The following is a 24,413-nucleotide window of genomic DNA, read 5'->3' on the forward strand; positions in this document are numbered from 1 at the left end:
TGGCGCTTATCGGGGTAAGCGCGGCTCTGGTATCCTCGCCGGCATGACTAAATCACTCCCCCTCAGCCTGATCGCAGCCCTCGGTGAAAACCGCGTGATCGGCGTCGACAACAGCATGCCCTGGCACTTGCCGGGGGACTTCAAATACTTCAAGGCGACGACGCTCGGCAAGCCGATCATCATGGGTCGCAAGACCTGGGATTCGCTGGGTCGTCCATTGCCGGGCCGTTTAAACATCGTAGTCAGCCGTCAGGCCGATCTGGTGCTGGAAGGTGCGGAAGTCTATCCGTCGCTGGAAGCCGCCGTGGTGCGCGCCGAAGAATGGGCGAAAGAGCAGGGCGTCGACGAGTTGATGCTGATTGGCGGGGCGCAACTGTATGCGCAGGGGCTGGCGCAGGCGGATCGTCTGTATCTGACCCGTGTGGCACTGAGCCCGGAAGGCGATGCGTGGTTTCCGGAGTTCGATCTGAACCAGTGGAAACTGGTGTCGAACGTGCCGAATCCGGCTGAAGGCGACAAGCCGGCTTACCACTTCGAAGTCTGGGAAAAAGCCTGAATCCGTGGCGAGGGAGCACGCTCCCTCGCCACAGCGTCAATCAAGCCTGAGCAAGCTCCGCATGCTCATCGGCATCCAGCAGGGCCTTGTCGGTCTGCTGCATCACCTGGCTGGTAATCGCACCAGCGGTGATCGAACCGCTCACGTTCAGCGCCGTACGACCCATGTCGATCAGCGGCTCGACCGAAATCAGCAACGCCACCAGCGAAACCGGCAAGCCCATGGCCGGCAGCACGATCAGCGCGGCGAAGGTCGCACCGCCACCCACGCCCGCCACACCGGCCGAACTCAGGGTCACGATTGCCACCAGCGTCGCGATCCACAGCGGATCCAGCGGGTTGATGCCCACGGTTGGCGCAACCATCACTGCCAACATCGCCGGGTACAGGCCGGCGCAGCCGTTCTGGCCGATGGTCGCGCCGAACGAGGCGGCGAAGCTTGCCACCGATTGCGGAATGCCCAGACGACGGGTCTGCGCTTCGATGCTCAGCGGAATGCTTGCGGCGCTGGAGCGGCTGGTGAATGCGAAGGTCAGTACCGGCCAGATCTTGCGGAAGAAACGCAGCGGGTTGATCCCGGCGGCCGACACCAGCAGGCCGTGCACGACGAACATCAGGCCCAGACCGAGGTACGACACCACCACGAAACTGCCGAGCTTGATGATGTCCTGCAGGTTGGAACCGGCCACCACTTTGGTCATCAGCGCCAATACACCGTACGGGGTCAGCTTCATCACCAGGCGCACCAGACGCATCACCCAGGCTTGCAGGGTGTCGATGGCGTTGATCACTTTCTGACCTTTCTCGGCGTCATCCTTGAGCAGTTGCAGCGCGGCAACCCCCATGAACGCGGCGAAGATCACCACGCTGATGATCGAGGTCGGCTTGGCCCGGGCCAGGTCGGCGAACGGGTTCTGCGGGATGAACGACAGCAGCAGTTGCGGCACATTCAGGTCGGCAACCTTGCCGGCGTAGTCGGTCTGGATGGTTTGCAGACGGGCCATTTCCTGCGTGCCGGCGACCAGACCTTCGGCGGTCAGGCCGAACAGGTTGGTCAGGCCGATGCCGATCAGCGCCGCAATCGCCGTGGTGAACAGCAGCGTGCCGATGGTCAGGAAGCTGATCTTGCCCAGCGACGACGCGTTGTGCAGACGGGCCACGGCGCTGAGGATCGAGGCGAACACCAGCGGGATCACGATCATCTGCAGCAGCTGCACGTAACCGTTGCCCACCAGATCGAACCAGCCGATCGAGGCTTTCAGCACCGGGTTGCCGGCACCGTAGATCGTGTGCAGCGCGACGCCAAACGCCACGCCCAGCACCAGGGCGAGCAGGACTTTTTTCGCCAGGCTCCACGAGGTGTGACGGGTCTGTGCCAGACCGAAGAGCAGGGCGAGGAACACCAGCAAGTTGAGAATCAGAGGCAGATTCATGAGGACTCCAGAAAAGACTGTGCCAACAACCTTCCGGGGCTGTTGCGAACCGGCAAGCCTAACAGTTTGATTTCCAATGATTTAATACCGAAATCAAAGGTCGTCCGTCGTTTTTGGAATAAGCGGGTGTCGCTCTCGGGGATGCAGTTGGCGCAAAAGGGACGTGGACGGTCGCTGACAGACGGTAACTGTCACACTGATTTGTTAGCGTCGATCTCTTTCAATCGGGGAGAAACGCAGAATGAAGTTCGCACCTAAATTGCTGGCTGCCGCACTCTGCTTCGGCCTTGTTGGCCAAGCGTTCGCCACTGACCTCAAGCACTGGCCGGCGGACCAGGCCAAGGCACTGGACGCGATGATCGCGGCCAACGCCAACAAGGGTAACTACGCGGTGTTCGACATGGACAACACCAGTTACCGCTACGACCTCGAAGAGTCGCTGCTGCCGTTCATGGAAAACAAGGGCCTGATCACCCGTGACAAGCTCGACCCGTCGCTGAAACTGATCCCGTTCAAGGACACCGCCGACCACAAGGAAAGCCTGTTCAGCTACTACTACCGTCTCTGCGAAGTCGACGACATGGTCTGCTACCCATGGGTGGCGCAGGTATTCTCCGGCTTCACCCTCAAGGAACTCAAAGGCTACGTCGACGAACTGATGGCCTCGGGCAAACCGGTACCGGCGACCTATTACGAAGGCGATGTGGTGAAGAACATCGATGTGCAGCCGCCGAAAGTCTTCGCCGGTCAGGCCGAGCTGTACAACAAACTGATGGAGAACGGCATCGAGGTCTACGTGATGACCGCCGCCTCCGAAGAACTGGTGCGCATGGTCGCGGCCGATCCGAAGTACGGCTACAACGTCAAACCGCAGAACGTCATCGGTGTGACCACCTTGCTGAAGAACCGCGAGACCGGCGAGCTGACCACCGCACGCAAGCAGATCACCGCCGGCAAGTATGACGAGAAGGCCAACCTCGGCCTCGAACTGACCCCGTACCTGTGGACCCCGGCGACCTGGATGGCCGGCAAGCACGCGGCGATCCTGACCTACATCGACGAATGGAAAAAACCGGTGCTGGTGGGCGGCGACACCCCGAGCAGCGACGGCTACATGCTGTTCCACAGCGTCGACGTGGCCAAGGGCGGCATTCACCTGTGGGTCAACCGCAAGGACAAGTACATGACCCAGCTCAACGGCATGATGGCCAAGCACGCAGCGGCCCAGGCGAAAGAAGGTTTGCCGGTGACGGCGGACAAGAACTGGGTGATCGTGAAGCCGGAAGAGATCCAGTAATCCTCAAGGCAAAAAAATGCCCCGCACTTGGCGGGGCATTTTTGTTTCTGAGTTTTGACGCTTACAGGCCGTCGAGCATCGCCTTGTTACGCACCGCACCCTTGTCGGCGCTGGTCGCCAGCAGGGCGTAGGCCTTGAGTGCCGTAGTCACTTTACGTGGACGCTTCTCGACCGGTTTCCAGCCCTTCTTGTCCTGCTCGACCCGGCGTGCCGCCAGTTCTTCGTCGCTGATCAACAGGTTGATCGAGCGGTTCGGAATGTCGATCAGCACCTTGTCACCGTCCTGCACCAGACCGATCGCGCCGCCGGCTGCAGCCTCTGGCGAAGCGTGGCCGATGGACAGACCGGAAGTGCCGCCGGAGAAACGGCCGTCGGTCAGCAGCGCGCAGGCTTTGCCCAGGCCCTTGGACTTCAGGTACGACGTCGGGTAGAGCATTTCCTGCATGCCCGGGCCACCTTTCGGGCCTTCGTAGCGAATGATGACGATGTCGCCTTCCTTCACTTCGTCGGCGAGGATGCCGCGTACGGCGCTGTCCTGGCTTTCGAAGATCTTCGCGTTGCCTTCGAAGACGTGGATCGACTCGTCGACGCCGGCGGTTTTCACCACGCAGCCGTCCAGGGCGATGTTGCCGTACAGCACGGCCAGGCCGCCTTCTTTCGAATAGGCGTGTTCGAAGCTGCGGATGCAACCGTTTTCACGGTCGTCGTCCAGGGTTTCCCAGCGGGTTGACTGGCTGAACGCGGTTTGCGTCGGAATGCCGGCCGGGCCTGCCTTGAAGAAGTGGTGCACGGCTTCATCGTCGGTCTGGGTGATGTCCCACTTGGCGATGGCTTCTTCCATGCTGCGGCTGTGCACGGTCGGCAGGTCGGTGTGCAGCAGGCCGCCACGGGCCAGCGAACCGAGGATGCTGAAGATGCCGCCGGCGCGGTGCACGTCTTCCATGTGGTACTTCTGGATGTTCGGCGCGACCTTGCACAGTTGCGGCACCTTGCGCGACAGACGATCGATGTCGCGCAGGTCGAAGTCGATCTCGGCTTCCTGGGCGGCGGCCAGCAAATGCAGGATGGTGTTGGTCGAACCGCCCATGGCGATGTCGAGCATCATCGCGTTTTCGAACGCCTTGAAGTTGGCGATGTTGCGCGGCAGTACCGACTCGTCGTTCTCGCCGTAGTAGCGTTTGCACAGTTCGACGATGGTGCGGCCGGCCTGCAGGAACAGCTGTTCGCGGTCGCTGTGGGTGGCCAGGGTCGAACCGTTGCCCGGCAATGCGAGGCCCAGGGCTTCGGTCAGGCAGTTCATCGAGTTGGCGGTGAACATGCCGGAGCACGAACCGCAGGTCGGGCAGGCACTGCGCTCGTACTCGGCAACCTTCTCGTCAGAAGCGCTGGAGTCGGCGGCGATGACCATGGCGTCGACGAGGTCGAGACCGTGGCTGGCCAGTTTGGTCTTGCCGGCTTCCATCGGGCCGCCGGAAACGAAAATCACCGGGATGTTCAGGCGCAGGGCGGCCATCAGCATGCCGGGGGTGATCTTGTCGCAGTTGGAGATGCAGACGATGGCGTCGGCGCAGTGGGCGTTGACCATGTACTCGACGGAGTCGGCGATGATCTCGCGGCTCGGCAGCGAATACAGCATGCCGTCGTGGCCCATGGCGATGCCGTCGTCCACGGCAATGGTGTTGAATTCTTTCGCCACGCCACCGGCGCGTTCGATTTCACGGGCAACCAGCTGGCCCAGATCCTTCAGGTGTACGTGGCCCGGTACGAACTGGGTGAAGGAGTTGGCAATGGCGATGATCGGCTTCTTGAAGTCGTCATCCTTCATCCCGGTGGCGCGCCACAGTGCGCGGGCGCCGGCCATGTTGCGGCCGTGGGTGGATGTTTTCGAGCGGTAATCTGGCATGGAGCACTCCGGGCGGCTAATCAGGTATCAAAAGGGAGTGAGCTTCTATTGACGTCTGGAACACTCAGAAATGGCCGTGTGTCCTGAAGTTGCCGATGACGTTGCGGGATCGCCGCTGGTCTCAGCCTGAGCTCATAAACCCGCCGGGGATGAATGGCGATGAATCTCGCGATTCTACACCGCTGGCGTCAGGAGGGAATGGCGCAAAACGTTGTTCCAGTGCTGACGCGGCGTGCGGAATGACGACCGGCAGGTTTAATCGCCACCCGGCTGTGCGATGGCGTCGGCTTGCAGGACTTTGGCGCGACGGCTGATCCGGTTGTTCAAGGCGAGCGCCACACCACTGAGCAAGACAAAGGCGTAGCCCAGAGTGGATTGCAGATTGGTCGGGCTCAGGCTGATCAAGGCACTGATCAACCCGCCGCAGATGAAGATGATCGTGCTGCCGGCCGAAGCCGAGGTGCCGGCGTTGTCCGGAAACAGGCTCATGGCCCGGGAGGTGGCGGCCGGCCGGGCAATGGTGGTGCCGGCGGTGCAGATCAGCATCGGGATCAGCACGGTTGCCGGTGCCAGTGCAAAACTCGACGACAGGTACAACATGGTTATGCCGGCGAACAGGATCAGACTCAGGCCGACGACCATCTGCCGGCCGCTGCTGATGCGCCTGCTCAGCACGCTGGCGAGAATGCCTCCGGTGACGTAAGCCGCACCGTAGATCAGCAGGATCAAGGAGAACTCGTAGGCGGACAATTGCAGCCGGTCCATGAAGATCAGCGGCGATATCACGATGAATGAAAAGTGGCAGGCGAATGCGAATGCCGAAATCAGCCAGTAGCCGACGAAGTCGAAATCTCCCAGCACCCGTCGGTAAGCCGTGAGGAAGTTCGTGCGAGTGCCACGGGTGGTCGGTCGGCTGCTTTCCAGAAACAGCCAGGCCTTGAGCAGTACCACGGCCGATAATGCGATGAACACCCAGAAGCTGCCACGCCAGCCGAGGGTTGCCTGCAGGAAAGTACCGGCAAGAGGCGATACCGAGATGAAAATCCCGCCGGCGGTGACCATCAGGATTCGCAGGCGATCGCGTTCCTCGCCTTCGAACAGGTCCTGGACCAGCGCCTGGGACAGCACAAAGCAACCGCAGCCCAGCGCCTGCACGACCCGGAACATCAGGAACAGCGAATAGTCAGTGGTCATCACGCAGCCGAGGGCGCCGAGTATGGAAACGCTCATGCCGGCGAGCAGCAAACCCTTGCGCCCGATCACATCCGACAGCGGCCCGATCAGCAACTGGGCGAAGGCGATGCCGACGGCGAACAGGCTGATGGACAGCGCGATGTCCGCCGGGGTGCTGCGAAAGTGCTCAGCCAGCGCCGGAAACGAAGGCAGCACGACATCCAGCGGAAATACACCCAGCAACACCATCGCCAGCAACAGGCTGACGGCCCCGCGACGCTGTCGGGTCGTCACCCCGGATTTTCCTTTATCCATCGATCAATCCCGCCCTGGCGAAAAGTATCTGGTTGTAAGGTTCAGCGAAAAATCCGGCTTTCTTCAGTGCATTCAATGTGGCGATGCCGCCTGTGCGGGCGCGTCGTCGGGAGGCTTGCAGTGTTGTCAGGCTGTCGAGTATTTCCAGCACGGCACCGTCGGCAATTCCGGCATCGCACAGGCTTTGCCGCAGCCACTGTTCATCGGTTTCGAAGAAAATCCCGATGATCTCGAGCAGGGTGGTGGCGGCGAACGTTCGTTGCTGTTGTCCCAGATGCAGCCAGAGGTAATGGAACACTTCGGAGAAGTAGCGACTGTGTCGCGCCTCGTCGGTGAGGTGATCGCGCAGCATGTCGTTGACCCCGGACACCAGGCTGTCCCGGCAGACGTCGAGCAGTTCCCGGGCAATGATGGTTTCCGAGACGAAACCGAGCAGAAACCATGTCAGCGGTCGCTGCTGCGGTAAGGTTTCGTCGATCAGCCTGATCATGCGAGTGACCCGCCTGGGCATCACCGGGCGCCCGGTGATGCCGTAGAACCCGGCGATCTGTTCCGCGACCTGATTTGAGAACAGGGCGTGGTAGCCCTCATCGGTGTAGAGCTGCAGCGCGGCGGTTTTCATGGGGGGCGGAACATCGACCGGCAGTTCGCCGTGGACGATGACTTCCACGGCGCGATTGACGATGCGGTGTTCGAGCAGGGTGGTGTAATCGAGAAAGTGCACCAGATGATTGGCCGTGAGTCGATGCACGACCGACCGGCCCGCAGCTTCGATGGCCGGGTGGGCGAGGTAGGGCAGAAATGCCGGCGGGAACCAGTGACGGGTTTCCAGTTGTTGCGCTACGTCATCCGGCAAGCGGTAATCGTGGGCACTGGCACGCACGGATGCGCGAGTGTTCCAGTCACCCAGCGAAAACTCGAAGACCGGGGCCTGGGAGAGAAGGCTCATGCTTGCGTCTCACGCAGCAGATCGCGCATTTCCTGGCACATCGCCTGACCGTCGCTTTCCCCGCAACCGACGAAGAACAAAGGTTGTTCCGCACTGTTTTCGAGTTTCAGCAAGCTCTCGACCTGGTCGTCGGAAAACGCACCGGTCAGCCAGGTGTTCATGCCCAGGGCAGTGGCCACCAGTTGAAACGTCTGCGAGAGGTGCCCGGCTTCGACGAATGCCATTCGATAGGCGCGCGAGTGCGGGTATTTCCACCAGAGCCTGTCGAAGCGGGCGGTGATGAACAGGCCCAGTGGCAGGTTGTTGATGAAGTGCTGACCTCCCAGCAGATTGCCCAGAGCTGTGTCGGGCAAGGGGTTGACCAAGCTCAGGGCGTGTTCGGCCGGGTGGTAGGCGTATACGCCGTGTGGCAGTCCGTCGACGTTCTGCACCAGCACAAAACCGGCACAGGCATTGAGACCGCCCCCGGAAGGGCTGCTGCGCCGCGCGCCAAGCCCTTCGGCAATGCTGTCGTCGCGGTCGGCTTCGCGTTCTCGCAGGTAACCGAGGGACAGGTAAAGCAAGGTGCCGACATCGTCCAGCGACAGGGGGGCACCGGTGAAGGATCGGCAGGTCTTTCGCCGGGTCAGTGAGCCCGACAGGCTGTCGTCATTCAGTGTCAGTGTCAGTGGTGCGGGCAGGGCGATGAGTGCGTTCGGGGCGGTGTCCACAGGGGCGTCCGCCGGAGGCGACGTGGCAAGCACGGTGTTGCAGTGTTCGAGGTATTGCCTGGACCATTCCTGAATATTTCGGGGCGCGTGTTCGCAGGGAATATTCCGGGTACCGATATGGTAGATCCTGGACAGTTCATCCCAGCCCCAGACAGGCGCTTCGATTTTTGAAGAAGTCAGTATTCCGGCATTTAGAAGTTGCGTGTCTATTGTGTTGTTGCTGTCATATAAATTCGGGTCGTGGATAAGTTGTGCCAGTCGAGAAGAGTATTCTAGATCAAGTTCGTGCTGAGTATGGTTTTTGTAATTCCAGACTATCTGGCCGGGCGTTTGTGGCAGTATGAATAAATAAGGATTTATATGCATGTTGGGGCACGCTGCTCTGGATGGGTTTTTTGCCAGAGGCGCTGGGTAGCCGGCATACCCAGCGCCCGCCTTACTTAACGGCCTTTAGTTGCGACCAGAAAAGCCAGGTTTGCGAGGGCGCGGGATTCCAGAGTAATTGCTTTCATGATTGAACTCCTTGTTCATTATTGCTTCGTGGTTAGTTGGTGCCACCTTCGTGGTGACGACTTAATAATAGTTTGTAATGGATTAATCGCAAGCAAATATTAAGTAGGAATAATCCAGTAATTTTGTCGGAGTGATCTTTGGCTGAAGGTAAGTGTGTAAGTTAAATTCCATTAAATAAAGTAGTTAAGGAAATATCCTGCACGCCGGCAGGACGGTAAATGTAGGACAGCAAAGTGCAAGACAAAAAGAAGGGGAGCCCATGGGCTCCCCTTTCGATAGCGTCAGTGCCGTGCGTCTGTCAGCTGTTCGGCAGCAGACGGCAGGTAATGCTCTTGATGTAGCGGGTTTCCGCAATGGCCGGGTGCACCGGGTGATCCGGGCCCTGACCGCCGCGTTCCAGCAGCTGGATGTTGCGGTCCAGGTGGCGGGCGCTGGTCAGCAGGATGTTCTGCAGATCGTCTTCCGGCAGGTGCATCGAGCACGAAGCGCTGACCAGGATGCCGTCCTTGTTGAGCAGGCGCATGGCTTGCTCGTTCAGGCGGCGGTAGGCGCCTTCACCGTTTTTCATGTCCTTCTTGCGTTTGATGAACGCAGGCGGATCGGCCACGATCACGTCGAAGCGCTCTTCGCTGGCCTTGAGTTCCTTCAGGGCTTCGAAAACATCGCCTTCGATGCAGGTCATCTTGTCGGCGAAACCGTTCAGCGCGGCATTGCGCTCGACCCCGTCGAGGGCGAAGCCCGAGGCATCGACGCAGAACACTTCGCTGGCGCCGAATGCGGCAGCCTGCACACCCCAGCCACCGATGTAGCTGTAGAGGTCCAGCACGCGTTTGCCTTTGGCGTAAGGCGCCAGGCGAGCGCGGTTCATGCGGTGGTCGTAGAACCAGCCGGTCTTCTGGCCCTGGATCACCGGGGCTTCGAACTTCACGCCGTTCTCTTCCAGAGCAACCCACTCCGGCACCAGGCCGAACACGGTTTCGGTGTAGCGCTCCAGACCTTCGGCGTCACGGGCGGCGGAGTCGTTCTTGAACAGAATGCCGCTCGGTTTGAGCACCTGGGTCAGTGCCGCGATCACGTCATCTTTATGGGCTTCCATGGTGGCGGAAGCGATCTGCACCACAAGGATGTCGCCGAAACGGTCGACCACCAGACCCGGCAGCAGGTCGGAGTCGCCGTAGACCAGGCGATAGAACGGTTTGTCGAACAGGCGCTGACGCAGGGACAGCGCGACGTTCAGGCGGTGCACCAGCAGCGACTTGTCCAGCGGCAGCTTGATGTCGCGCGACAGCAGGCGAGCGCAGATCAGGTTGTTCGGGCTCATGGCCACGATGCCCAGCGGCTTGCCGCCGGCGGCTTCGAGGACGGCCTGGTCGCCGGCCTTGAAGCCGTGCAACGGGGTGGCGGCCACGTCGATTTCGTTGCTGTAGACCCACAGGTGGCCGGCGCGCAGGCGACGGTCGGCGTTGGCTTTGAGGCGCAAGCTAGGCAGGGACATGACGTCGCTCCGGAAAAAAGAGCGGGAGTATACCGTGTTGCGACGCAGGCGGGTTCGGTGCTGGACATGTGGCGCACAGGCGCGGCGCGCAAACGGACGAAGGCAGAATTCTGTCCATGGTCTTGAATGAAAGTTTCCGCCGATCTGCCCCCGATGTGTCGTTCGTCGGTTTTTAGGGGTTAGAATCGCCGCCTGTCCAAGAGTATGTACTTATGTCCCAAGAGCTGACCACCGAACAGATTCAACAATCCCTGCAAGGCATCAGCGTGCCGGCGCAACCGCAGATCATGGTGGATCTGCAAATGGAGCAGTACATGCCCGACCCGGACCTGGAGACGATCGCCAAGCTGATCTCCCAGGATCCCGGCCTGTCCGGCTCGTTGCTGAAAATCGTCAATTCGCCGTATTACGGCCTGAGCAACAAGATCACCTCGATCAAGCGCGCGGTAAACCTGCTGGGCAGCCGCTCGATCATCAACCTGATCAACGCGCAGTCGATCAAGGGCGAGATGAACGACGACACCATCGTCACGCTCAACCGTTTCTGGGACACCGCCCAGGACGTGGCCATGACCTGCCTGACCCTGGCCAAGCGCGTCGGTACCGAGGCGAGCGACGAGGCCTATGCGTTGGGCCTGTTCCATGACTGCGGCGTGCCGCTGATGCTTCAGCGTTTCCCGGATTACATGACGACGCTCGAAAAGGCCTACGCCAACGCAAGTGCCGAACGCCGGGTCGTGGACACCGAGAACGATGTCTACAACACCAACCACTCGGTGGTCGGTTACTACACCGCCAAGTCCTGGCGCCTGCCAGAGCATGTCAGTGCGGCCATCGCCAATCACCACAACGCCATGGCGATCTTCAGCGACGAGACTTCGCGTAACAGCCAGATGAAAAACCTGCTGGCGATCCTGAAAATGGCCGAGCACATCTGCGCGTCGTACCGGGTGCTGGGCAACCAGAGCGAGGATTTCGAGTGGCAGGCTGTCGGGCCGCTGGTGCTGGAGTACATCGGTCTTTCGGATTACGACTTCGAAACCCTGAAGCAGACGATCCGCGAACTCGGCGCACACTGATCAAGACACTCAAGATTCGAGACCCCCATGCCTGAATTGCCGGAAGTCGAAACCACCCGCCGCGGCATCGCCCCGCACCTGGAAGGCCAGCGCGTCAGCCGGGTGATCGTGCGCGACCGGCGGCTGCGCTGGCCGATTCCCGAAGACCTCGATGTGCGCCTGTCCGGGCAGCGCATCGTGCTGGTCGAGCGGCGCGCCAAGTACCTGCTGATCAATGCCGAAGTCGGCACGCTGATCAGCCATCTGGGCATGTCGGGCAATTTGCGGCTGGTCGAGGTCGGGATGCCGGCGGCCAAGCATGAGCATGTGGATATCGAACTGGAGTCGGGCCTGGCCCTGCGTTACACCGATCCGCGACGTTTCGGCGCGATGCTCTGGAGCAACGACCCGCTCAATCACGAATTGTTGATTCGCCTGGGGCCGGAACCGTTGACCGATCTGTTCGATGGCGAGCGGTTGTATCAGCTGTCACGCGGCCGGTCGATGGCGGTCAAGCCGTTCATCATGGACAACGCGGTGGTGGTAGGGGTCGGCAATATTTACGCGACGGAAGCGCTGTTCGCCGCCGGAATCGATCCGCGCCGCGAAGCCAAGGGTATTTCCCGGGCGCGTTATCTGAAGCTGGCGATCGAGATCAAACGAATCCTCGCCGCCGCCATCGAGCGCGGCGGCACCACGTTGCGCGATTTCATCGGCGGCGACGGGCAGCCGGGGTATTTCCAGCAGGAGCTGTTTGTCTACGGCCGCGGTGGCGAACACTGCAAGATCTGCGGCACGGGCCTGCGGGAAGTGAAGCTGGGGCAGCGGGCCAGCGTCTTCTGCCCGCGCTGCCAGACCTGACGAAAAGCTGAAAAAGTCCTACGGTCTATAGTGAGTTGTCTCACTGTTCAGCCCGAAGGATCGTGCCATGAAGTCCTCGCAAGCCCTGCTCCTCGCACTGCTGCTGTGTTCCAGCCTGACTGTTCAGGCCACGGAGGGCGGCAGCGGTGATCCGCGTTACGCCATCCAGAACCCACCGGCCTACGCCATGATCGGCGATCTGCTGATTGCCCGCCCCTTGCTGGTGGCGGCGACAGTGATCGGTGCAGGCGTGTTTGTGGTGTCGTTGCCGTTTACCGCGCTGGGTGGCGGTGTCGGCGATGCGGGGGAGGCGCTGGTGGTGGCGCCGGCGAAAGCGGCGTTCGTGCGTTGCCTGGGCTGTACCGGGGAAGGATTCGAGCAGCGTGAATGACGTGATCGCAGCCTGGCGCTGCGATCACGGTCAGCGACTCAAGCCTTGCCGGTAATCTTGCGGTACTTCTCCATCAACTGTTCTTCAGTCTCCGGATGGGCTTCGTCCAGTGGAATGCAATCCACCGGGCAGACCTGCTGGCACTGCGGTTCGTCGTAGTGGCCGACGCACTGGGTGCACAGGTTCGGGTCGATCACGTAGATCTCTTCGCCCTGGGAAATGGCGGCGTTCGGGCACTCAGGTTCGCAGACGTCGCAGTTGATGCAATCGTCGGTGATGATCAGGGACATGCTAACTCCAGCCGGGGCGGCGGGCCCGGGCGCAATAAATCAATGCGCGCAATTGTGCCGCATTGGCGCCCGCAGTGCACGCGGGCGCCGTTTGAACGGTCGTTACTTCTTGAAGCGCAGGGTCAGGGCGTCAGCCACTGCCGGGTGGACGAACTTGCTGATATCGCCGCCCAGGGCTGCAATTTCCCGCACCAGGGTCGAGGAAATGAACGAATAACGTTCGGACGGGGTGAGAAACAGGCTCTCCACATCCGGCGCCAGCTGGCGGTTCATGTTGGCCAGCTGGAATTCGTATTCGAAGTCCGACACCGCGCGCAAACCACGCAGGAACACATTGGCGTTCTGCTCCTTGGCGAAATGCGCCAGCAGCGTCGAGAAGCCGACCACTTCCACGTTCGGCAGGTGTTTGGTGACCTCGCGGGCCAGCTCGACCCGTTGTTCCAGCGGGAACAGCGGATTCTTCTTGGGGCTGGCGGCGACGGCGATGATCACATGGTCGAACAGGCGCGAGGCGCGTTCGACCAGATCGCCATGGCCCTTGGTAATAGGGTCGAAGGTACCTGGGTACAACACTCGGTTCATCGCGTCGTCCTGGCGGGAATCCGTTGGGGAGTCGGATGGTATCGCAGCCGTCCCGGTCGGCCAAGTCGCCTTTTGGGTAAGAAAGCACTAAGGACGGTACGAATCTTCGGCTTTTTCACGGGTTTTTCAGCCGTTCGCCGAGGGATGTCGCCAGTTGCGCCGTCAGACCATACACCGACAATTGCGGGTTGGCGCCGATGCTGGTGGGGAACAACGAGCCGTCGTGAATCGACAGATTGCGCAGCTGATGATGGCGCCCCAGGCTGTCGGTGACGGCGCTTTTCGGGTCTTCGCCCATCGCGCAACCGCCCATGACGTGGGCGCTGCCCAGGCGGGTGCGGTACAGCTCCAGGCTCAAACCGTCGATCATTTTGCGTGCCTCGGCCAGGCTGTTCACATAACGCGCATCGGCGTGCATCGGCATCACCGCTTTGGCGCCGCCGGCGAACTGGATCTCGGCCATGACGTGGAAGGCCCGGCGCAAACCGTCCCAGGCGTAGGACGACACCTGATAATCGAGCACCGGCGAACCATCCCCGCGCAATTCGACACTGCCACCCTGGCTGTCCTGGTGAAACCCGTCACGCAGCAACGCCAGCATGGCGTGAGTGTGGGGCAGGTCGGCCATGTGCTGCGCGTTTTCCTGGCCGAATCCGCCGAGCAGGGTGGCGGCCAGCGCCGGGTGCAGCGGCGGCACTTCGAGTTTGAAGGCCATCGGCCCGGTGGTGCCGTCCTTCCACTGGAAATGGTCGGAGTAGATCGACTGCGGCGCTCCGTAAAACGGGTTGATGACCTCGTCGAAGCGCCCGGCGGACATGTTCACCGGGTGCAGGAACGTGCGTTTGCCGAGGCGTTGATGCGGGTCCGGTGCGTCCGAGCGCAGCAGCAGGGCGGGGCTGTTGATGCCGCCGCCGGCCAGCACGTAATGGCGAGCCTTGACCGTGATCTTGCGCCCGGTCGGTTCGACGCAACGTTCGTCCATCGCCACACATTGCAGGCCGGTGACCTTGTCGCCGTTGATCAGCAGTTTTTCGGCGCGGGCCAGATAGAGCAGCTCGCCGCCCTTTTCCAGGGTCGCCGGAATGGTCGTAACCATCATCGACTGCTTGGCGTTGGTCGGGCAGCCCATGCCGCAGTAACCGAGGTTCCAGCAGCCGCGCACGTTGCGCGGGATCACGTGCCAGCTGTAGCCGAGTTGTTCGCAGCCTTTGCGGATTACGTCGTTGTTGGCGTTGGGCGGCACCATCCAGGGCGCGACGCCGAGGCGTTGCTCCATTTTTTCGAACCACGGCGCCATGTCGACGGGGCTGTGGCCTTTGACGTTGTGTTCCTTGGCCCAGTGTTCGAGGGTCGGCTCGGGGGTGCGAAAACTCGAGGTCCAGTTGATCAGGGTGGTGCCCCCGACCGCGCGGCCCTGAAGGATGGTGATCGCGCCGTCCTTGCTCATGCGGCCGATGCCTTCCTGATAGAGGCTGCTGTAGGCCTTGTCCTCCAGCATCTTGAAGTCGCTGCTGGTCTTGAGCGGGCCTTCTTCGATCAGCAACACTTTGTAGCCGGCGGCGCTGATTATTTCCGCCGTAGTGCCGCCGCCGGCACCGCTGCCGATGATTGCCACGTCGGTTTCCAGGGTCAGGTCATCGGTGAGTTGCGCGCCGTTGTAGGTTTTCCAGCCACGGGCAAGGCCTTCGCGAAACGGGTCGGGTACGGGCATCAATCAGGCTCTCTTATTATTGTTCGGGGAAGGCGCGAGTCTTAAACCGTGGGCGGGCCGGGGTAACCGCAATGGGCCCAGGATTCGGCGCGGGTGTACCAGGCCATCATCACCATTTGCAGCAGGGAGCTGTGACCCATGCGCAGCAGGCTCAACGAGCTGTTTTCCCAGCGCTCGAGAAAGTGCCGGATCGCCTCGGGGCTGGCGTTTTCCCAACTGCCCCAGATGCCGGTCAGCGGCCCACGGGTCACGGCCATGCCCAGCACATCGAACAGCTGTCGGGTGAGCTTGAGCATTTCCGGCGACAGGTGATCGAGGCTGTAATCCAGGGACTTCAGCGTTCCATCAACAGTGGCGGGCATCTTTTCCAACGCGACGGCGCCATCGAGCATTACCGGAATCAGTGCGCGCAGAAACAGCAGGTCACCGCTGCGCAACGCGGCGAATCCGTTGGCCGATACGCTCGATGAGCAACCGCTCAGACTGGCGCCAAGGCCGGCAGTGGCGAGGAAAGCCGTGGCGCCGAGGCTGAATTTCAGCAGGCCACGGCGCGAGAGGGCGGGTGTTTCGGTCAGGCTTGGGTGCATTGTTGTTATTACCCGGCGGTGACGTTAGCGAATGAACAGTTTCTGGATCAGTTTCTGAATGGATTTGCCGTACGGCGGGTAAATCAGCTTCGCCGCGTTGAAGCGCTGTTTAACCAGCACACCTTTGGCCTTGCTGAAGGTCAGAAAGCCTTCGTGTCCGTGGTAATGCCCCATCCCCGACGGCCCGATACCGCCGAACGGCATGTCGTCCTGGGCCACATGCAGCAGCGTGTCGTTGAGGCAGACTCCACCGGAATGGGTTTCGTGGAGCACGCGGTTCTGTTCGCGTTTGTCGTAGCCGAAGTAGTAAAGAGCCAGAGGACGTGGCCGCTGATTGATGTAAGCAAATGCCTGATCCAGATCCTGATACGGCACGATCGGCAGCAGCGGGCCGAAGATCTCGTCCTGCATCACCGTCATCTCGTCGCTGACATTCAGCAGCAGACTGTGTGGCATGCGTCGGCCCTGACTCTGCTCGAACAGCGGAATCAGCAGCGCGCCCTTGCTGGTGGCGTCGCTGAGGTAACTGTTGAGCCGTGCCAGTTGGCGTTCGTTGATGATCGCGGTGTAGTCCGGGTTGTCGGCGAGAGTCGGATAAAACCCGCGCACGGCCTGACGATAGGCTTCGACGAAACCGCCGACCCGTTCTTCCGGCACCAAGACGTAGTCCGGCGCCACGCAGGTCTGGCCGGCGTTGAGGGTCTTGCCGAAGGCGATGCGCTCGGCGGCGTCCTTGAGCGGCACGTCGTGGGAGACGATGGCCGGGGATTTGCCGCCCAGCTCCAGGGTCACCGGCGTGAGGTTTTCCGCCGCCGCGCGCATCACATGCTTGCCGATGCTGGTGGCACCGGTGAACAGCAGGTGATCGAAGCGCAGTTTCGAGAACGCCACACCGACATCGGCCTCGCCGAGCACCACGCACACCAGGTCTTCGGGGAAAATCCGCGCCAGCAATTCCTTGAGCAACAGGCCGGTGGCCGGGGTCGATTCGCTGAGCTTGAGCATCACCCGGTTGCCCGCCGCGAGGGCACCGGTCAACGGGCCCATGGCCAGAAACAACGGGTAGTTCCACGGCACGATGACGCCGACCACGCCCAGCGGCTGATACACGACTTTCGCCGATGCCGGCTGGAAGGCGACGCCGACCTTGCGCCGTGAAGGTTTCATCCACTGGCTGATATGCCGGTTGGCGTAATGAATGCCGTGCAGGCTCGGCATCAGCTCGGCGAGCAGGGTTTCGTCGGCACTGCGGTGGCTGAAATCCGAACTGATCGCCTCGACCAGCGCCTGCCGTTCGCTGTTCAGCAGATCGCGCAAGGCCTTGAGCCATTGCTGACGCTGGGCGGCAGGCGGCATCGGGTTGGCGGCATAGGCGGCGCGCTGCGCGTCGAACAACCGGTTGAGCTCTTCCAGCGGCTGTTGCAACGATTGCAGGTAGGCAATATCGGCGGTCATTGTCGGCTCCGGATTTGTTGTCGTGAGGAACTTTCTAGAGTCTATGCTCTAGAAAGTCAAATGACTTCCTCGGGCATCATGGTTTTATCCCATTCCGGTTAGGTCGTAAGATGCCCCCCAACGCACTCTGAATTAAAGCTCAAGCCATGGCCCCACGGATCAAAACCAGCGAGCGCATCGTGCAGAACAGCCTCGAGCTGTTCAATCAGCAGGGCGAGCGCAGCATCAGCACCAATCACATCGCTGCCCACATGGAGATTTCTCCGGGCAACCTGTACTACCACTTCCCCAACAAGCAGGCGATCATCGCCGTGTTGTTCAGTGAGTACGAAAGCCTTGTGGACAGCTTCCTGCGCCCGCCTCAGGGGCGTGCGGCGACGGTCGAAGACAAGCGCTTCTATCTCAAGGAACTGCTGTCGGCGATGTGGCGCTACCGCTTTCTGCACCGGGATCTCGAGCATCTGCTCGACAGCGATCCGGACCTGGCCGCACGTTACCGGCGCTTTTCCCAGCGCTGCGTGATTCAGGGCGCGGCAATCTATGAAGGCTTCGTCGCTGCCGGCATCCTGAAAATGGACCGGGTGCAGATCGAATCCCTGACCCTCAACGCGTGGATCATCCTCACCTCCTGGGTGCGCTTTCTGTGCACCACCCGGGAAAACTCCAATTACCTCAGCGAGCAGGCCATTAAACGTGGTGTGTATCAGGTGTTGGTGCTGGAGGCCGGGTTTGTCACCGAGCAGTCCCGCGATGAGGTCAATGCACTGTTCGAAGAGTTCTACGTACCGTTGGCCCAGGCCCTCGAAGAAAGGTCCTGACCCATCCGCTCACAGGAGTCGTTCGCTATGCCGATTGCGCAACTGATCAGCCCGACCACGCTGGATGCCCGCAAGGAGCAACCGGGGCTGGTGATTCTCGATTGCCGTTTTGCCCTTGAAGATCCGGATTACGGCCAGCGCAGCTATGCCGAAGGGCACATTGCCGGGGCGAGTTTCGCCGATCTTGAACGTGACCTGAGCGGGCCGGTGACCAAGGGTGTGACCGGGCGCCATCCGCTTCCGGAGCCGGCGGCGTTGATCGAGCGCCTGCAAGCGTTCGGCATCAACAACGACAGCGACGTGGTTCTGTATGACGACGGCCCCGGTGCCTACGCGGCGCGGGCCTGGTGGTTGCTGGCATGGCTGGGCAAGCGCGACGGCGTGTTCATTCTCGACGGCGGGCTCAAGGCCTGGCATGCGGCCGGCCTGCCGCTGAGCCTGGATGCGCCTTCGGTGGCGCGCGGGACGTTCAGCGGTCAGCCGGACAAACATCTGCTGCTCAGCGCCGAGCAATTGCAGCAGCGCCTCGGCCAGCCGGCCCTGACCCTGCTCGATGCCCGCGCCTTGCCACGCTTCAAGGGTGAAGTGGAGCCGATCGATCCGATCGCCGGGCACATTCCCGGCGCGCAATGCGCGGCGTTTACCGAGAATCTGGGCAGCGACGGACGTTTCCTGCCGGCCGATCAGCTCAAGCAGCGCTTTGCCGCGAAACTCGGTGAGCGTTCGCCGAGCGATCTGGTGGCGTATTGCGGTTCCGGGGTGACGGCGTGCCATAACCTGTTCGCCCTGTGCCTGGCGGGTTATCCGTTGGGTACGCTGTATGCCGGATCGTGGAGCGAGTGGATCAACGAGCCTTCGCGTGGTGTTGCCACGGGTGAGTAAGCGCGTTCAGCGGTCCAGTCGCGCACTGCGATAGGCCGCCGGTCCCACGCCATAAACCTGTTTGAACTGCCGGCTCAGATGGCTCTGGTCGGCAAAGCCCAGTTGCGTGGCAACTTCCACCGGCAGGCAGCCGCTCTGCAACAAACCCCGCGCGCAGGCGATCCGCTGTTGCATCAGCCAGGTGTGCGGCGGCATGCCGGTGGCGCGGCGGAATACCCGGGCGAAGTGGAAGGGCGACAGGTTCACCGCTGCCGCCAGTTCTTCCAGCGAGGGGGGCGCCGCCAGTTGTGCGTGGAGCAACTCCTTGGCCATTACTACTGCGCGGTGCTCTTTTCCGGGTTTGCCGTTGATCTGCACCGCCGCGTGGCGTTGCAACAGCAGCATCATCATTTCGCGCCACACCGTCTGCTGTTGCAGCGCGGTGGCGGGGCTTTCCAGCAAACGGTGCAACTGGCTGAAGCCGTTGACCAGATCCGGGTCGCGATACAGCGTCGCGCCAAAGGCCGGCATTGGCGCGGTTGGTAGTTCCAGTTCTTCAAGCAGCGAGACAATCTTGTCGGTGTCCGGGTAGAACGCCCGGTACAGCCAGCCGTCCTCGGTGCCTTTGTGGCCGGTGTGCAATTCATCCGGGTTGATCAGTACCAGCGTGCCGCTGCTGGCCAGGTGCTCGGCACCGCGATAACGATAGCGCTGGGCGCCGGCCATGATCATGCCGATCACGTAGCCGTCGTGGACGTGCGGGGCGAAGCGGTGCTCGATGTAACGCGCCGAGAGCAGCTCGACGCCGGCCAATGGCGCGGTTTGCCAGAAACGGATCGACTCGCCCTGTTCGCTCATGACCTCACCCGCGCCCCGTGTCGGCCAGCCATTGGGGAATGCGTCGTTCCAGGTAATAACCCGGTTGGCGGAACGAGCCATCGACGAAGCCGACATGTCCGCCCCGGGCCTGCAATTCAAACGCGGTCGAGCTCGACAGCTCACTGGCCTGCGGCAGGCTGTGGGGAAACACGAACGGATCGTCCGCCGCCTGAATGATCAGGGTTGGCGTGCGGATCTCGCCCAGAAAGTAGCGGCTCGATGCCCGGCGATAATAGTCCTCGGCATCGGCAAAACCGTGCAGCGGCGCGGTCACCCGGCCGTCGAAATCCCAGAAGGTGCGCATGTTTTCCAGCGAGCCGAGGGCGGCCAGTGCGGCAAGACCATCCTCGCGCCCGTCGTGCTGGAACTGGCGCTGCTTGTTCTTGATGTAGGCCACCATCTCGCGCATGAAGTGCGCCTGATAGACCTTCGAAAAACCCTGGCCGATACGGTCGGCGCATTGATCCAGTCGAAACGGCACCGACACCGCCACTGCGCCGAGCACGCCGCTGGCGCTGCCGGTTTCCCCCAGGTGCTTGAGCAACACGTTGCCGCCGAGGGAGTAACCGACTGCATACAGCGGCGCCAATGGCCGCTTGGCTTTGAGATGGCGGATGGCTTCGGCGAGATCTTCGCTGGCGCCGGAATGGTAGCTGCGCGGCAACAGATTGGGTTCGCCTGAGCAACCACGCCAGTTCAGCGCAACACTGGCCCAGCCTTGGGCGGCGAGCGCTGCCTGGATCCCGGCGACGTAGGGCGAATTGGAAGAACCGGTCAGACCATGCAGCACCAACACCAGAGGCGCTTCGGCGCTGTGCGGGCCGTGCCAGTCGAGGTCGAGAAAGTCACCGTCGTCCAGCCACAGCCGTTCGCGCTGGCGATCAAGGTGCACGGTTTTACGCCACAGCGGCCCCCACAAGGTCTGCAGGTGCGGATTGCCGAGGCCGAAGGCGGGGATGAACGGTTTTGACGAAGGGGACACGATTGCTCTCGATGCAGCGCAGCGAGCCTCGGCTGAGACTCGCCGCTTTTTCAGGCCGGTCGGTTAACCGGCGATCACTGCCATACGTTGCCACAACGCGTAGTACACCCGCCCGGATTTCTGCTCGCGGTGCAGGCGCCAGTTGCCCGGCAGGCCGAGGGTCGATGGCGCGGTTTCGCTTTCAGTGTAGATCCACGAATCGTCGGCCAGCCATTGGCGCTCTTCCAGCAATGTGCACACGGTGGGCAGCAGGTTCTGGTTGAACGGCGGATCGAGGAACACCAGGTCAAACGCGGTCGCGGTCTGGGTTTCCAGATAACGCAGGGCATCGGCGGTCTGTACGTGGCCGTTGGTGCAGCGCAGGGTGCCGAGGTGTTCTTTCAGGCTGGAGACCGCGACGTGGCTGGCATCCAGCGCCTGACCCATGGCCGCTCCACGGGACAGCGCTTCGAGAAACAACGCGCCGCTGCCGGCGAACGGATCGAGCACCTTGGCCCCGGCGACATAGGGCGCGAGCCAGTTGAACAGGGTTTCGCGCACCCGGTCCGGCGTCGGACGCAGGCCCGGCGCATCAGGGAAGCTCAGCTTTCGGCTGCGCCATTCGCCGCCGATGATGCGCAACTGGTTCACACCGTTGTGCAGTTTTTGTACAGGTTTCTTTGGACTGGCCATTAATGCTCCGGAACCCCGAGCGGCTGCTCGGCAGGTTTATCAGATGGGGCCGGTAACGGCTTTTGCGGCACGGTCGGGCCAGCGCTGACGATGACCAGTTTATCCGTGCTCAAGTGTTTGTTCAGGACGTCGCGAACCTGCTCGACCGTCAGGCTCTGGGACTGACGCATGAAGTCGTCCAGATAACTCAGCGGCAGGTTGTAAAAACCCATGGCACCCAGTTGACCGACAATATCGGCATTGCTCGCGGTGGACAGCGGGAAGCTGCCGGCCAGTTCGCGTTTGGCGTCGTCGAGTTCTTTCTGGGTCGGGCCGGTCTTGAGGTAGTCGGCGAGCACGTCCTGCACCAGTTTCAGGGTGCCTTCGCTCATTTCCGCGCGGGTCTGCAGATTGATCATGAACGGTCCACGAGCCTGCATCGGGCTGAAGGCCGAATAGACGCCGTAGGTCAGGCCGCGCTTCTCGCGCACTTCGCTCATCAGCCGGGTGCCGAAACCGCCACCGCCGAGGATCTGGTTGCCCATCGACAGGGCGGCGTAGTCCGGATCATCACGATCGATGCCCAGTTGCGCGATCATCAGGTTGGTCTGCTTCGACGGAAACTCGATGTGGCCGATGCCGGCTTTCGGCTCGGTCGGTTGCTCGACTTTCGCCAGTGCCGGGCCTTTTGGCAGCGCAGCGGAGACCTGATTGGCAATCGCCTCGGCTTCGCTGCGGGACAGATCGCCCACCAGCGCGATCACCACGTTGCCGGCGGCATAGGCCTTGGCATGGAACTCACGCAATTGCGCCAGCGTGATCTTCGGCACGCTTTGCGCGTTGCCATCGCTGGAATGGGCATACGGGTGATCGCCGTACAGACGCTTCATCAGCTCCAGGCTGGCGAGTTTGCCGGGGTTCTGTTTCTGGTACTCGAAACCGGCGAGCATCTGGTTCTTGATGCGCGCGAAGGAGTCGGCCGGGAAGGTCGGTTTGCCCACCACTTCCGAGAACAGTTTCAGCGCTGGCTCACGTTTGTCGGCAGCACTGAGGCTGCGCAGCGACGCGATGGCCATGTCTTTATAGGCGCCGTTGCCGAAATCCGCCCCCAGGCCTTCGAAACCTTGGGCGATGGCGCCGACATCCTTGCCCGCCACGCCTTCGTTGAGCATGGCGTTGGTCAGCAGGGCCAGGCCCGGCGCGTTGCCGTCCTGGCTGCTGCCGGCGGAGAAGATCAGGCGCATGTCGAACATCGGCAGTTCGCGGGCTTCGACAAACAGCACCTTGGCGCCTTCGGCGGTGTTCCAGGTCTGCACGTCGAGCTTGCGACTGGCCGGGGCCTTGCCGTCGAGTTCGGCCAGCGATTGCAGCTTCTGGCTGGACTTGGCGTTATCCAGTGCTTCGCTGGCCTTGGTGTTGTCGCTTGGTACCAGGTAGAACGCTGCGGAGCCGATGACGGCCACGGCGATCAGGCCGAGCAGCAGGCGTGGGGTTTTGCGCTCACTCATGAGTCGTCTCCAGTGGCAGGACGTGGGCGACGCTGAGACGTTCGCGGGTGAAATACAGCTTGGCGGCGTTCTGGATGTCTTGCGGGGTGACGCTTTCCAGATCGGCCAGTTCGGTGTCCATCAGCTTCCACGACAGACCGACGGTCTCCAGCTGGCCGATGGCGGTGGCCTGGCTGGTGATCGAGTCGCGCTCGAAAACCAGACCGGCGATGACCTGCGCACGCACGCGCTCCAGCTCTTCGGCGGACGGTGCGGTGGTTTTCAGTTGTTCCAGCAGTTTCCACAGACCGGCTTCAGCCTGGGCCATGGTCTTTTTCTTCTGGGTGTTCGGCGTGGCCGACAGGGTGAACAGGCTGTCGCCGCGGGTGTAGGCGTCGTAGCTCGACGAGCCGCCGGAGACCAGCTCTTCACCGCGCTCCAGTTGTGTCGGGATGCGACCGCTATAGCCGCCGTCCAGCAGGGCCGAAATCAGGCGCAAGGCGTTGACCGAACGTTTGTCTTCGGCGGTGGCGATGCTCGGAACGTTGAAACCAAGCATCAGGCTCGGCAGTTGGGTCTGCACGTGCAGGGTGATCTGGCGTTCGCCGGGCTCGGCCAGTTCCAGCGGCTTCTTCGCCGGCGGCACGTCGCGTTTCGCGATCGGCCCGAAATAGCGCTGGGCAAGGGTCTTCACCTCGTCCGGGGTCACGTCGCCGACCACCACCAGTGTGGCGTTGTTCGGCACGTACCAGGACTGGTACCAGTGACGCAGCTCTTCGACCTTCATCCGCTCAAGGTCGGCCATCCAGCCGATGGTAGGCGTGTGATAACCGCTGGCCGGGTAGGCCATGGCCTTGTAGCGCTCGTAGGCCTTGGACATCGGCTTGTCGTCGGTGCGCAGGCGGCGTTCTTCCTTGATGACTTCGATTTCCTTGGCGAACTCGTCGGCCGGCAGGCGCAGGTTGGCCATGCGGTCGGCTTCCAGTTCGAAGGCCACGCCCAGACGGTCGCGGGCCAGCACCTGGTAATAAGCGGTGAAGTCGTCGCTGGTGAACGCGTTCTCTTCGGCGCCGAGGTCGCGCAGGATCAGCGAGGCTTCGCCGGGGCCGACTTTCTCGCTGCCCTTGAACATCATGTGCTCGAGAGCATGGGACAGACCGGTCTGGCCCGGGGTTTCGTAGCTGGAACCAACCTTGTACCAGACCTGCGACACCACCACCGGCGCGCGATGGTCTTCGCGCACCACGACCTTCAGGCCGTTGTCGAGGGTGAATTCGTGGGTCGGTTGCGGGTCGGCCGCCAGGGCCGAAAGGGGCAGGCAGACTGTGCTGAGCAGCAGGCCTGCGGCGCGGCGGGCTAGAGCATTCATTCGTTTTTAAACCTGTTGGGCTGCCCGCTTGGTCTTAGCGTCGGCGGGCGAGAGGGTGCTAGGATACTGATCCGTTTTACTGGCGGCC

23 protein-coding genes are annotated in these 24,413 nt (G+C 61.8%); 7 read left to right on the plus strand and 16 right to left on the minus strand.

Going from position 1 to position 24,413, the window contains the following annotated elements; all coding sequences use genetic code 11:
• The first annotated feature begins 43 nt into the window (after positions 1-43).
• Positions 44-556 (plus strand): dihydrofolate reductase, encoded by a 513-nt coding sequence (locus ACKLNA_RS09670; protein ID WP_085709037.1) that lies wholly within the window; start codon positions 44-46, stop codon positions 554-556.
• A gap of 40 nt (positions 557-596) precedes the next feature.
• Here the strand turns inward: ACKLNA_RS09670 and ACKLNA_RS09675 are convergent, their stop codons facing one another.
• Positions 597-1,988, minus strand: a complete 1,392-nt coding sequence (locus ACKLNA_RS09675) for an L-cystine transporter (protein ID WP_248742308.1) — start codon at positions 1,986-1,988, stop codon at positions 597-599.
• Between the two features lie 241 nt (positions 1,989-2,229).
• Here ACKLNA_RS09675 and ACKLNA_RS09680 point away from each other — a divergent pair, with 241 nt between their 5' ends.
• The gene (locus tag ACKLNA_RS09680; RefSeq protein WP_408985727.1) at positions 2,230-3,285 is read left to right on the plus strand and encodes a haloacid dehalogenase-like hydrolase; all 1,056 of its coding nucleotides are present in this window, start codon (positions 2,230-2,232) and stop codon (positions 3,283-3,285) included.
• Positions 3,286-3,346: 61 nt separating this feature from the next.
• Here ACKLNA_RS09680 and ilvD read toward each other — a convergent pair whose 3' ends face one another.
• The 5 genes from ilvD to ACKLNA_RS09705 form a co-directional block, all read right to left on the minus strand.
• Positions 3,347-5,188 (minus strand): dihydroxy-acid dehydratase, encoded by a 1,842-nt coding sequence (gene ilvD, locus ACKLNA_RS09685; protein WP_064380052.1) that lies wholly within the window; start codon positions 5,186-5,188, stop codon positions 3,347-3,349.
• 255 nt (positions 5,189-5,443) lie between these two features.
• Complete coding sequence (locus ACKLNA_RS09690) at positions 5,444-6,676, minus strand: multidrug effflux MFS transporter (protein WP_408985728.1); 1,233 nt, start codon at positions 6,674-6,676, stop codon at positions 5,444-5,446.
• Positions 6,669-7,625, minus strand: a complete 957-nt coding sequence (locus ACKLNA_RS09695; protein ID WP_408985729.1) for a diiron oxygenase — start codon at positions 7,623-7,625, stop codon at positions 6,669-6,671. The genes ACKLNA_RS09690 and ACKLNA_RS09695 overlap by 8 nt, the downstream gene beginning before the upstream one ends.
• A complete protein-coding gene (locus ACKLNA_RS09700) occupies positions 7,622-8,701 on the minus strand; it encodes a SagB family peptide dehydrogenase (protein WP_408985730.1) in 1,080 nt (359 codons plus the stop codon). Before ACKLNA_RS09700 ends, ACKLNA_RS09695 begins: the two co-directional genes overlap by 4 nt.
• Positions 8,702-9,146: 445 nt before the next feature.
• Positions 9,147-10,343, minus strand: coding sequence for a class I SAM-dependent rRNA methyltransferase (locus ACKLNA_RS09705; protein ID WP_408985731.1), 1,197 nt, complete (start codon positions 10,341-10,343; stop codon positions 9,147-9,149).
• A gap of 266 nt (positions 10,344-10,609) precedes the next feature.
• Here ACKLNA_RS09705 and ACKLNA_RS09710 point away from each other — a divergent pair, with 266 nt between their 5' ends.
• From ACKLNA_RS09710 to ACKLNA_RS09720, 3 genes are all read left to right on the plus strand, one after another.
• Positions 10,610-11,422, plus strand: a complete 813-nt coding sequence (locus tag ACKLNA_RS09710) for an HDOD domain-containing protein (RefSeq protein WP_162803536.1) — start codon at positions 10,610-10,612, stop codon at positions 11,420-11,422.
• Between the two features lie 27 nt (positions 11,423-11,449).
• Positions 11,450-12,262: a bifunctional DNA-formamidopyrimidine glycosylase/DNA-(apurinic or apyrimidinic site) lyase gene (gene mutM / locus ACKLNA_RS09715; protein WP_408985732.1), complete on the plus strand. Its 813-nt coding sequence runs from the start codon at positions 11,450-11,452 to the stop codon at positions 12,260-12,262.
• Positions 12,263-12,329: 67 nt separating this feature from the next.
• Positions 12,330-12,653 carry a multidrug transporter gene (locus tag ACKLNA_RS09720; protein WP_085731548.1) on the plus strand — a complete coding sequence of 108 codons (324 nt, stop codon included), beginning with the start codon at positions 12,330-12,332 and terminating at the stop codon, positions 12,651-12,653.
• Positions 12,654-12,691: 38 nt separating this feature from the next.
• On the opposite strand, the gene ACKLNA_RS09725 is transcribed toward ACKLNA_RS09720, so the two are convergent.
• The 5 genes from ACKLNA_RS09725 to ACKLNA_RS09745 all read right to left on the minus strand — a co-directional run bounded on the left by ACKLNA_RS09725 (position 12,692) and on the right by ACKLNA_RS09745 (position 17,278).
• Entirely contained in the window at positions 12,692-12,943 is a 252-nt protein-coding gene (locus ACKLNA_RS09725) for a YfhL family 4Fe-4S dicluster ferredoxin (RefSeq protein WP_003195146.1), read from the minus strand.
• Between the two features lie 102 nt (positions 12,944-13,045).
• The gene (gene coaD / locus ACKLNA_RS09730; RefSeq protein ID WP_003229157.1) at positions 13,046-13,525 is read right to left on the minus strand and encodes a pantetheine-phosphate adenylyltransferase; all 480 of its coding nucleotides are present in this window, start codon (positions 13,523-13,525) and stop codon (positions 13,046-13,048) included.
• A gap of 115 nt (positions 13,526-13,640) precedes the next feature.
• Positions 13,641-15,236, minus strand: coding sequence for a GMC family oxidoreductase N-terminal domain-containing protein (locus ACKLNA_RS09735; protein WP_408985733.1), 1,596 nt, complete (start codon positions 15,234-15,236; stop codon positions 13,641-13,643).
• A 41-nt stretch (positions 15,237-15,277) separates the two neighbouring features.
• On the minus strand, positions 15,278-15,823 hold the full coding sequence (locus tag ACKLNA_RS09740) for a twin-arginine translocation pathway signal protein (RefSeq protein ID WP_408985734.1): 546 nt from the start codon (positions 15,821-15,823) through the stop codon (positions 15,278-15,280).
• Between the two features lie 24 nt (positions 15,824-15,847).
• The gene (locus ACKLNA_RS09745) at positions 15,848-17,278 is read right to left on the minus strand and encodes a coniferyl aldehyde dehydrogenase (protein WP_408985735.1); all 1,431 of its coding nucleotides are present in this window, start codon (positions 17,276-17,278) and stop codon (positions 15,848-15,850) included.
• 146 nt (positions 17,279-17,424) lie between these two features.
• On the opposite strand from ACKLNA_RS09745, the gene ACKLNA_RS09750 reads away from it, so the two are divergent.
• Entirely contained in the window at positions 17,425-18,096 is a 672-nt protein-coding gene (locus ACKLNA_RS09750) for a TetR/AcrR family transcriptional regulator (RefSeq protein WP_408985736.1), read from the plus strand.
• Positions 18,097-18,123: 27 nt separating this feature from the next.
• Positions 18,124-18,978, plus strand: a complete 855-nt coding sequence (locus tag ACKLNA_RS09755) for a sulfurtransferase (RefSeq protein ID WP_408985737.1) — start codon at positions 18,124-18,126, stop codon at positions 18,976-18,978.
• A gap of 6 nt (positions 18,979-18,984) precedes the next feature.
• On the opposite strand, the gene ACKLNA_RS09760 is transcribed toward ACKLNA_RS09755, so the two are convergent.
• From ACKLNA_RS09760 to ACKLNA_RS09780, 5 genes are all read right to left on the minus strand, one after another.
• Positions 18,985-19,815 (minus strand): AraC family ligand binding domain-containing protein, encoded by an 831-nt coding sequence (locus ACKLNA_RS09760; protein ID WP_408985738.1) that lies wholly within the window; start codon positions 19,813-19,815, stop codon positions 18,985-18,987.
• 4 nt (positions 19,816-19,819) lie between these two features.
• Complete coding sequence (locus tag ACKLNA_RS09765; protein WP_408985739.1) at positions 19,820-20,818, minus strand: hydrolase; 999 nt, start codon at positions 20,816-20,818, stop codon at positions 19,820-19,822.
• A 63-nt stretch (positions 20,819-20,881) separates the two neighbouring features.
• Positions 20,882-21,490 (minus strand): 16S rRNA (guanine(966)-N(2))-methyltransferase RsmD, encoded by a 609-nt coding sequence (gene rsmD / locus ACKLNA_RS09770; RefSeq protein WP_085605898.1) that lies wholly within the window; start codon positions 21,488-21,490, stop codon positions 20,882-20,884.
• Positions 21,490-22,977, minus strand: a complete 1,488-nt coding sequence (locus ACKLNA_RS09775; RefSeq protein WP_408985740.1) for a M16 family metallopeptidase — start codon at positions 22,975-22,977, stop codon at positions 21,490-21,492. The genes rsmD and ACKLNA_RS09775 overlap by 1 nt, the downstream gene beginning before the upstream one ends.
• Positions 22,970-24,325: a pitrilysin family protein gene (locus ACKLNA_RS09780; RefSeq protein ID WP_150793210.1), complete on the minus strand. Its 1,356-nt coding sequence runs from the start codon at positions 24,323-24,325 to the stop codon at positions 22,970-22,972. The genes ACKLNA_RS09775 and ACKLNA_RS09780 overlap by 8 nt, the downstream gene beginning before the upstream one ends.
• Positions 24,326-24,413: the final 88 nt, after the last annotated feature.

It is taken from the genome of Pseudomonas sp. UV AK001 (genome assembly GCF_046097675.1).
Classification (GTDB): Bacteria; Pseudomonadota; Gammaproteobacteria; order Pseudomonadales; family Pseudomonadaceae; genus Aquipseudomonas; species Aquipseudomonas kribbensis.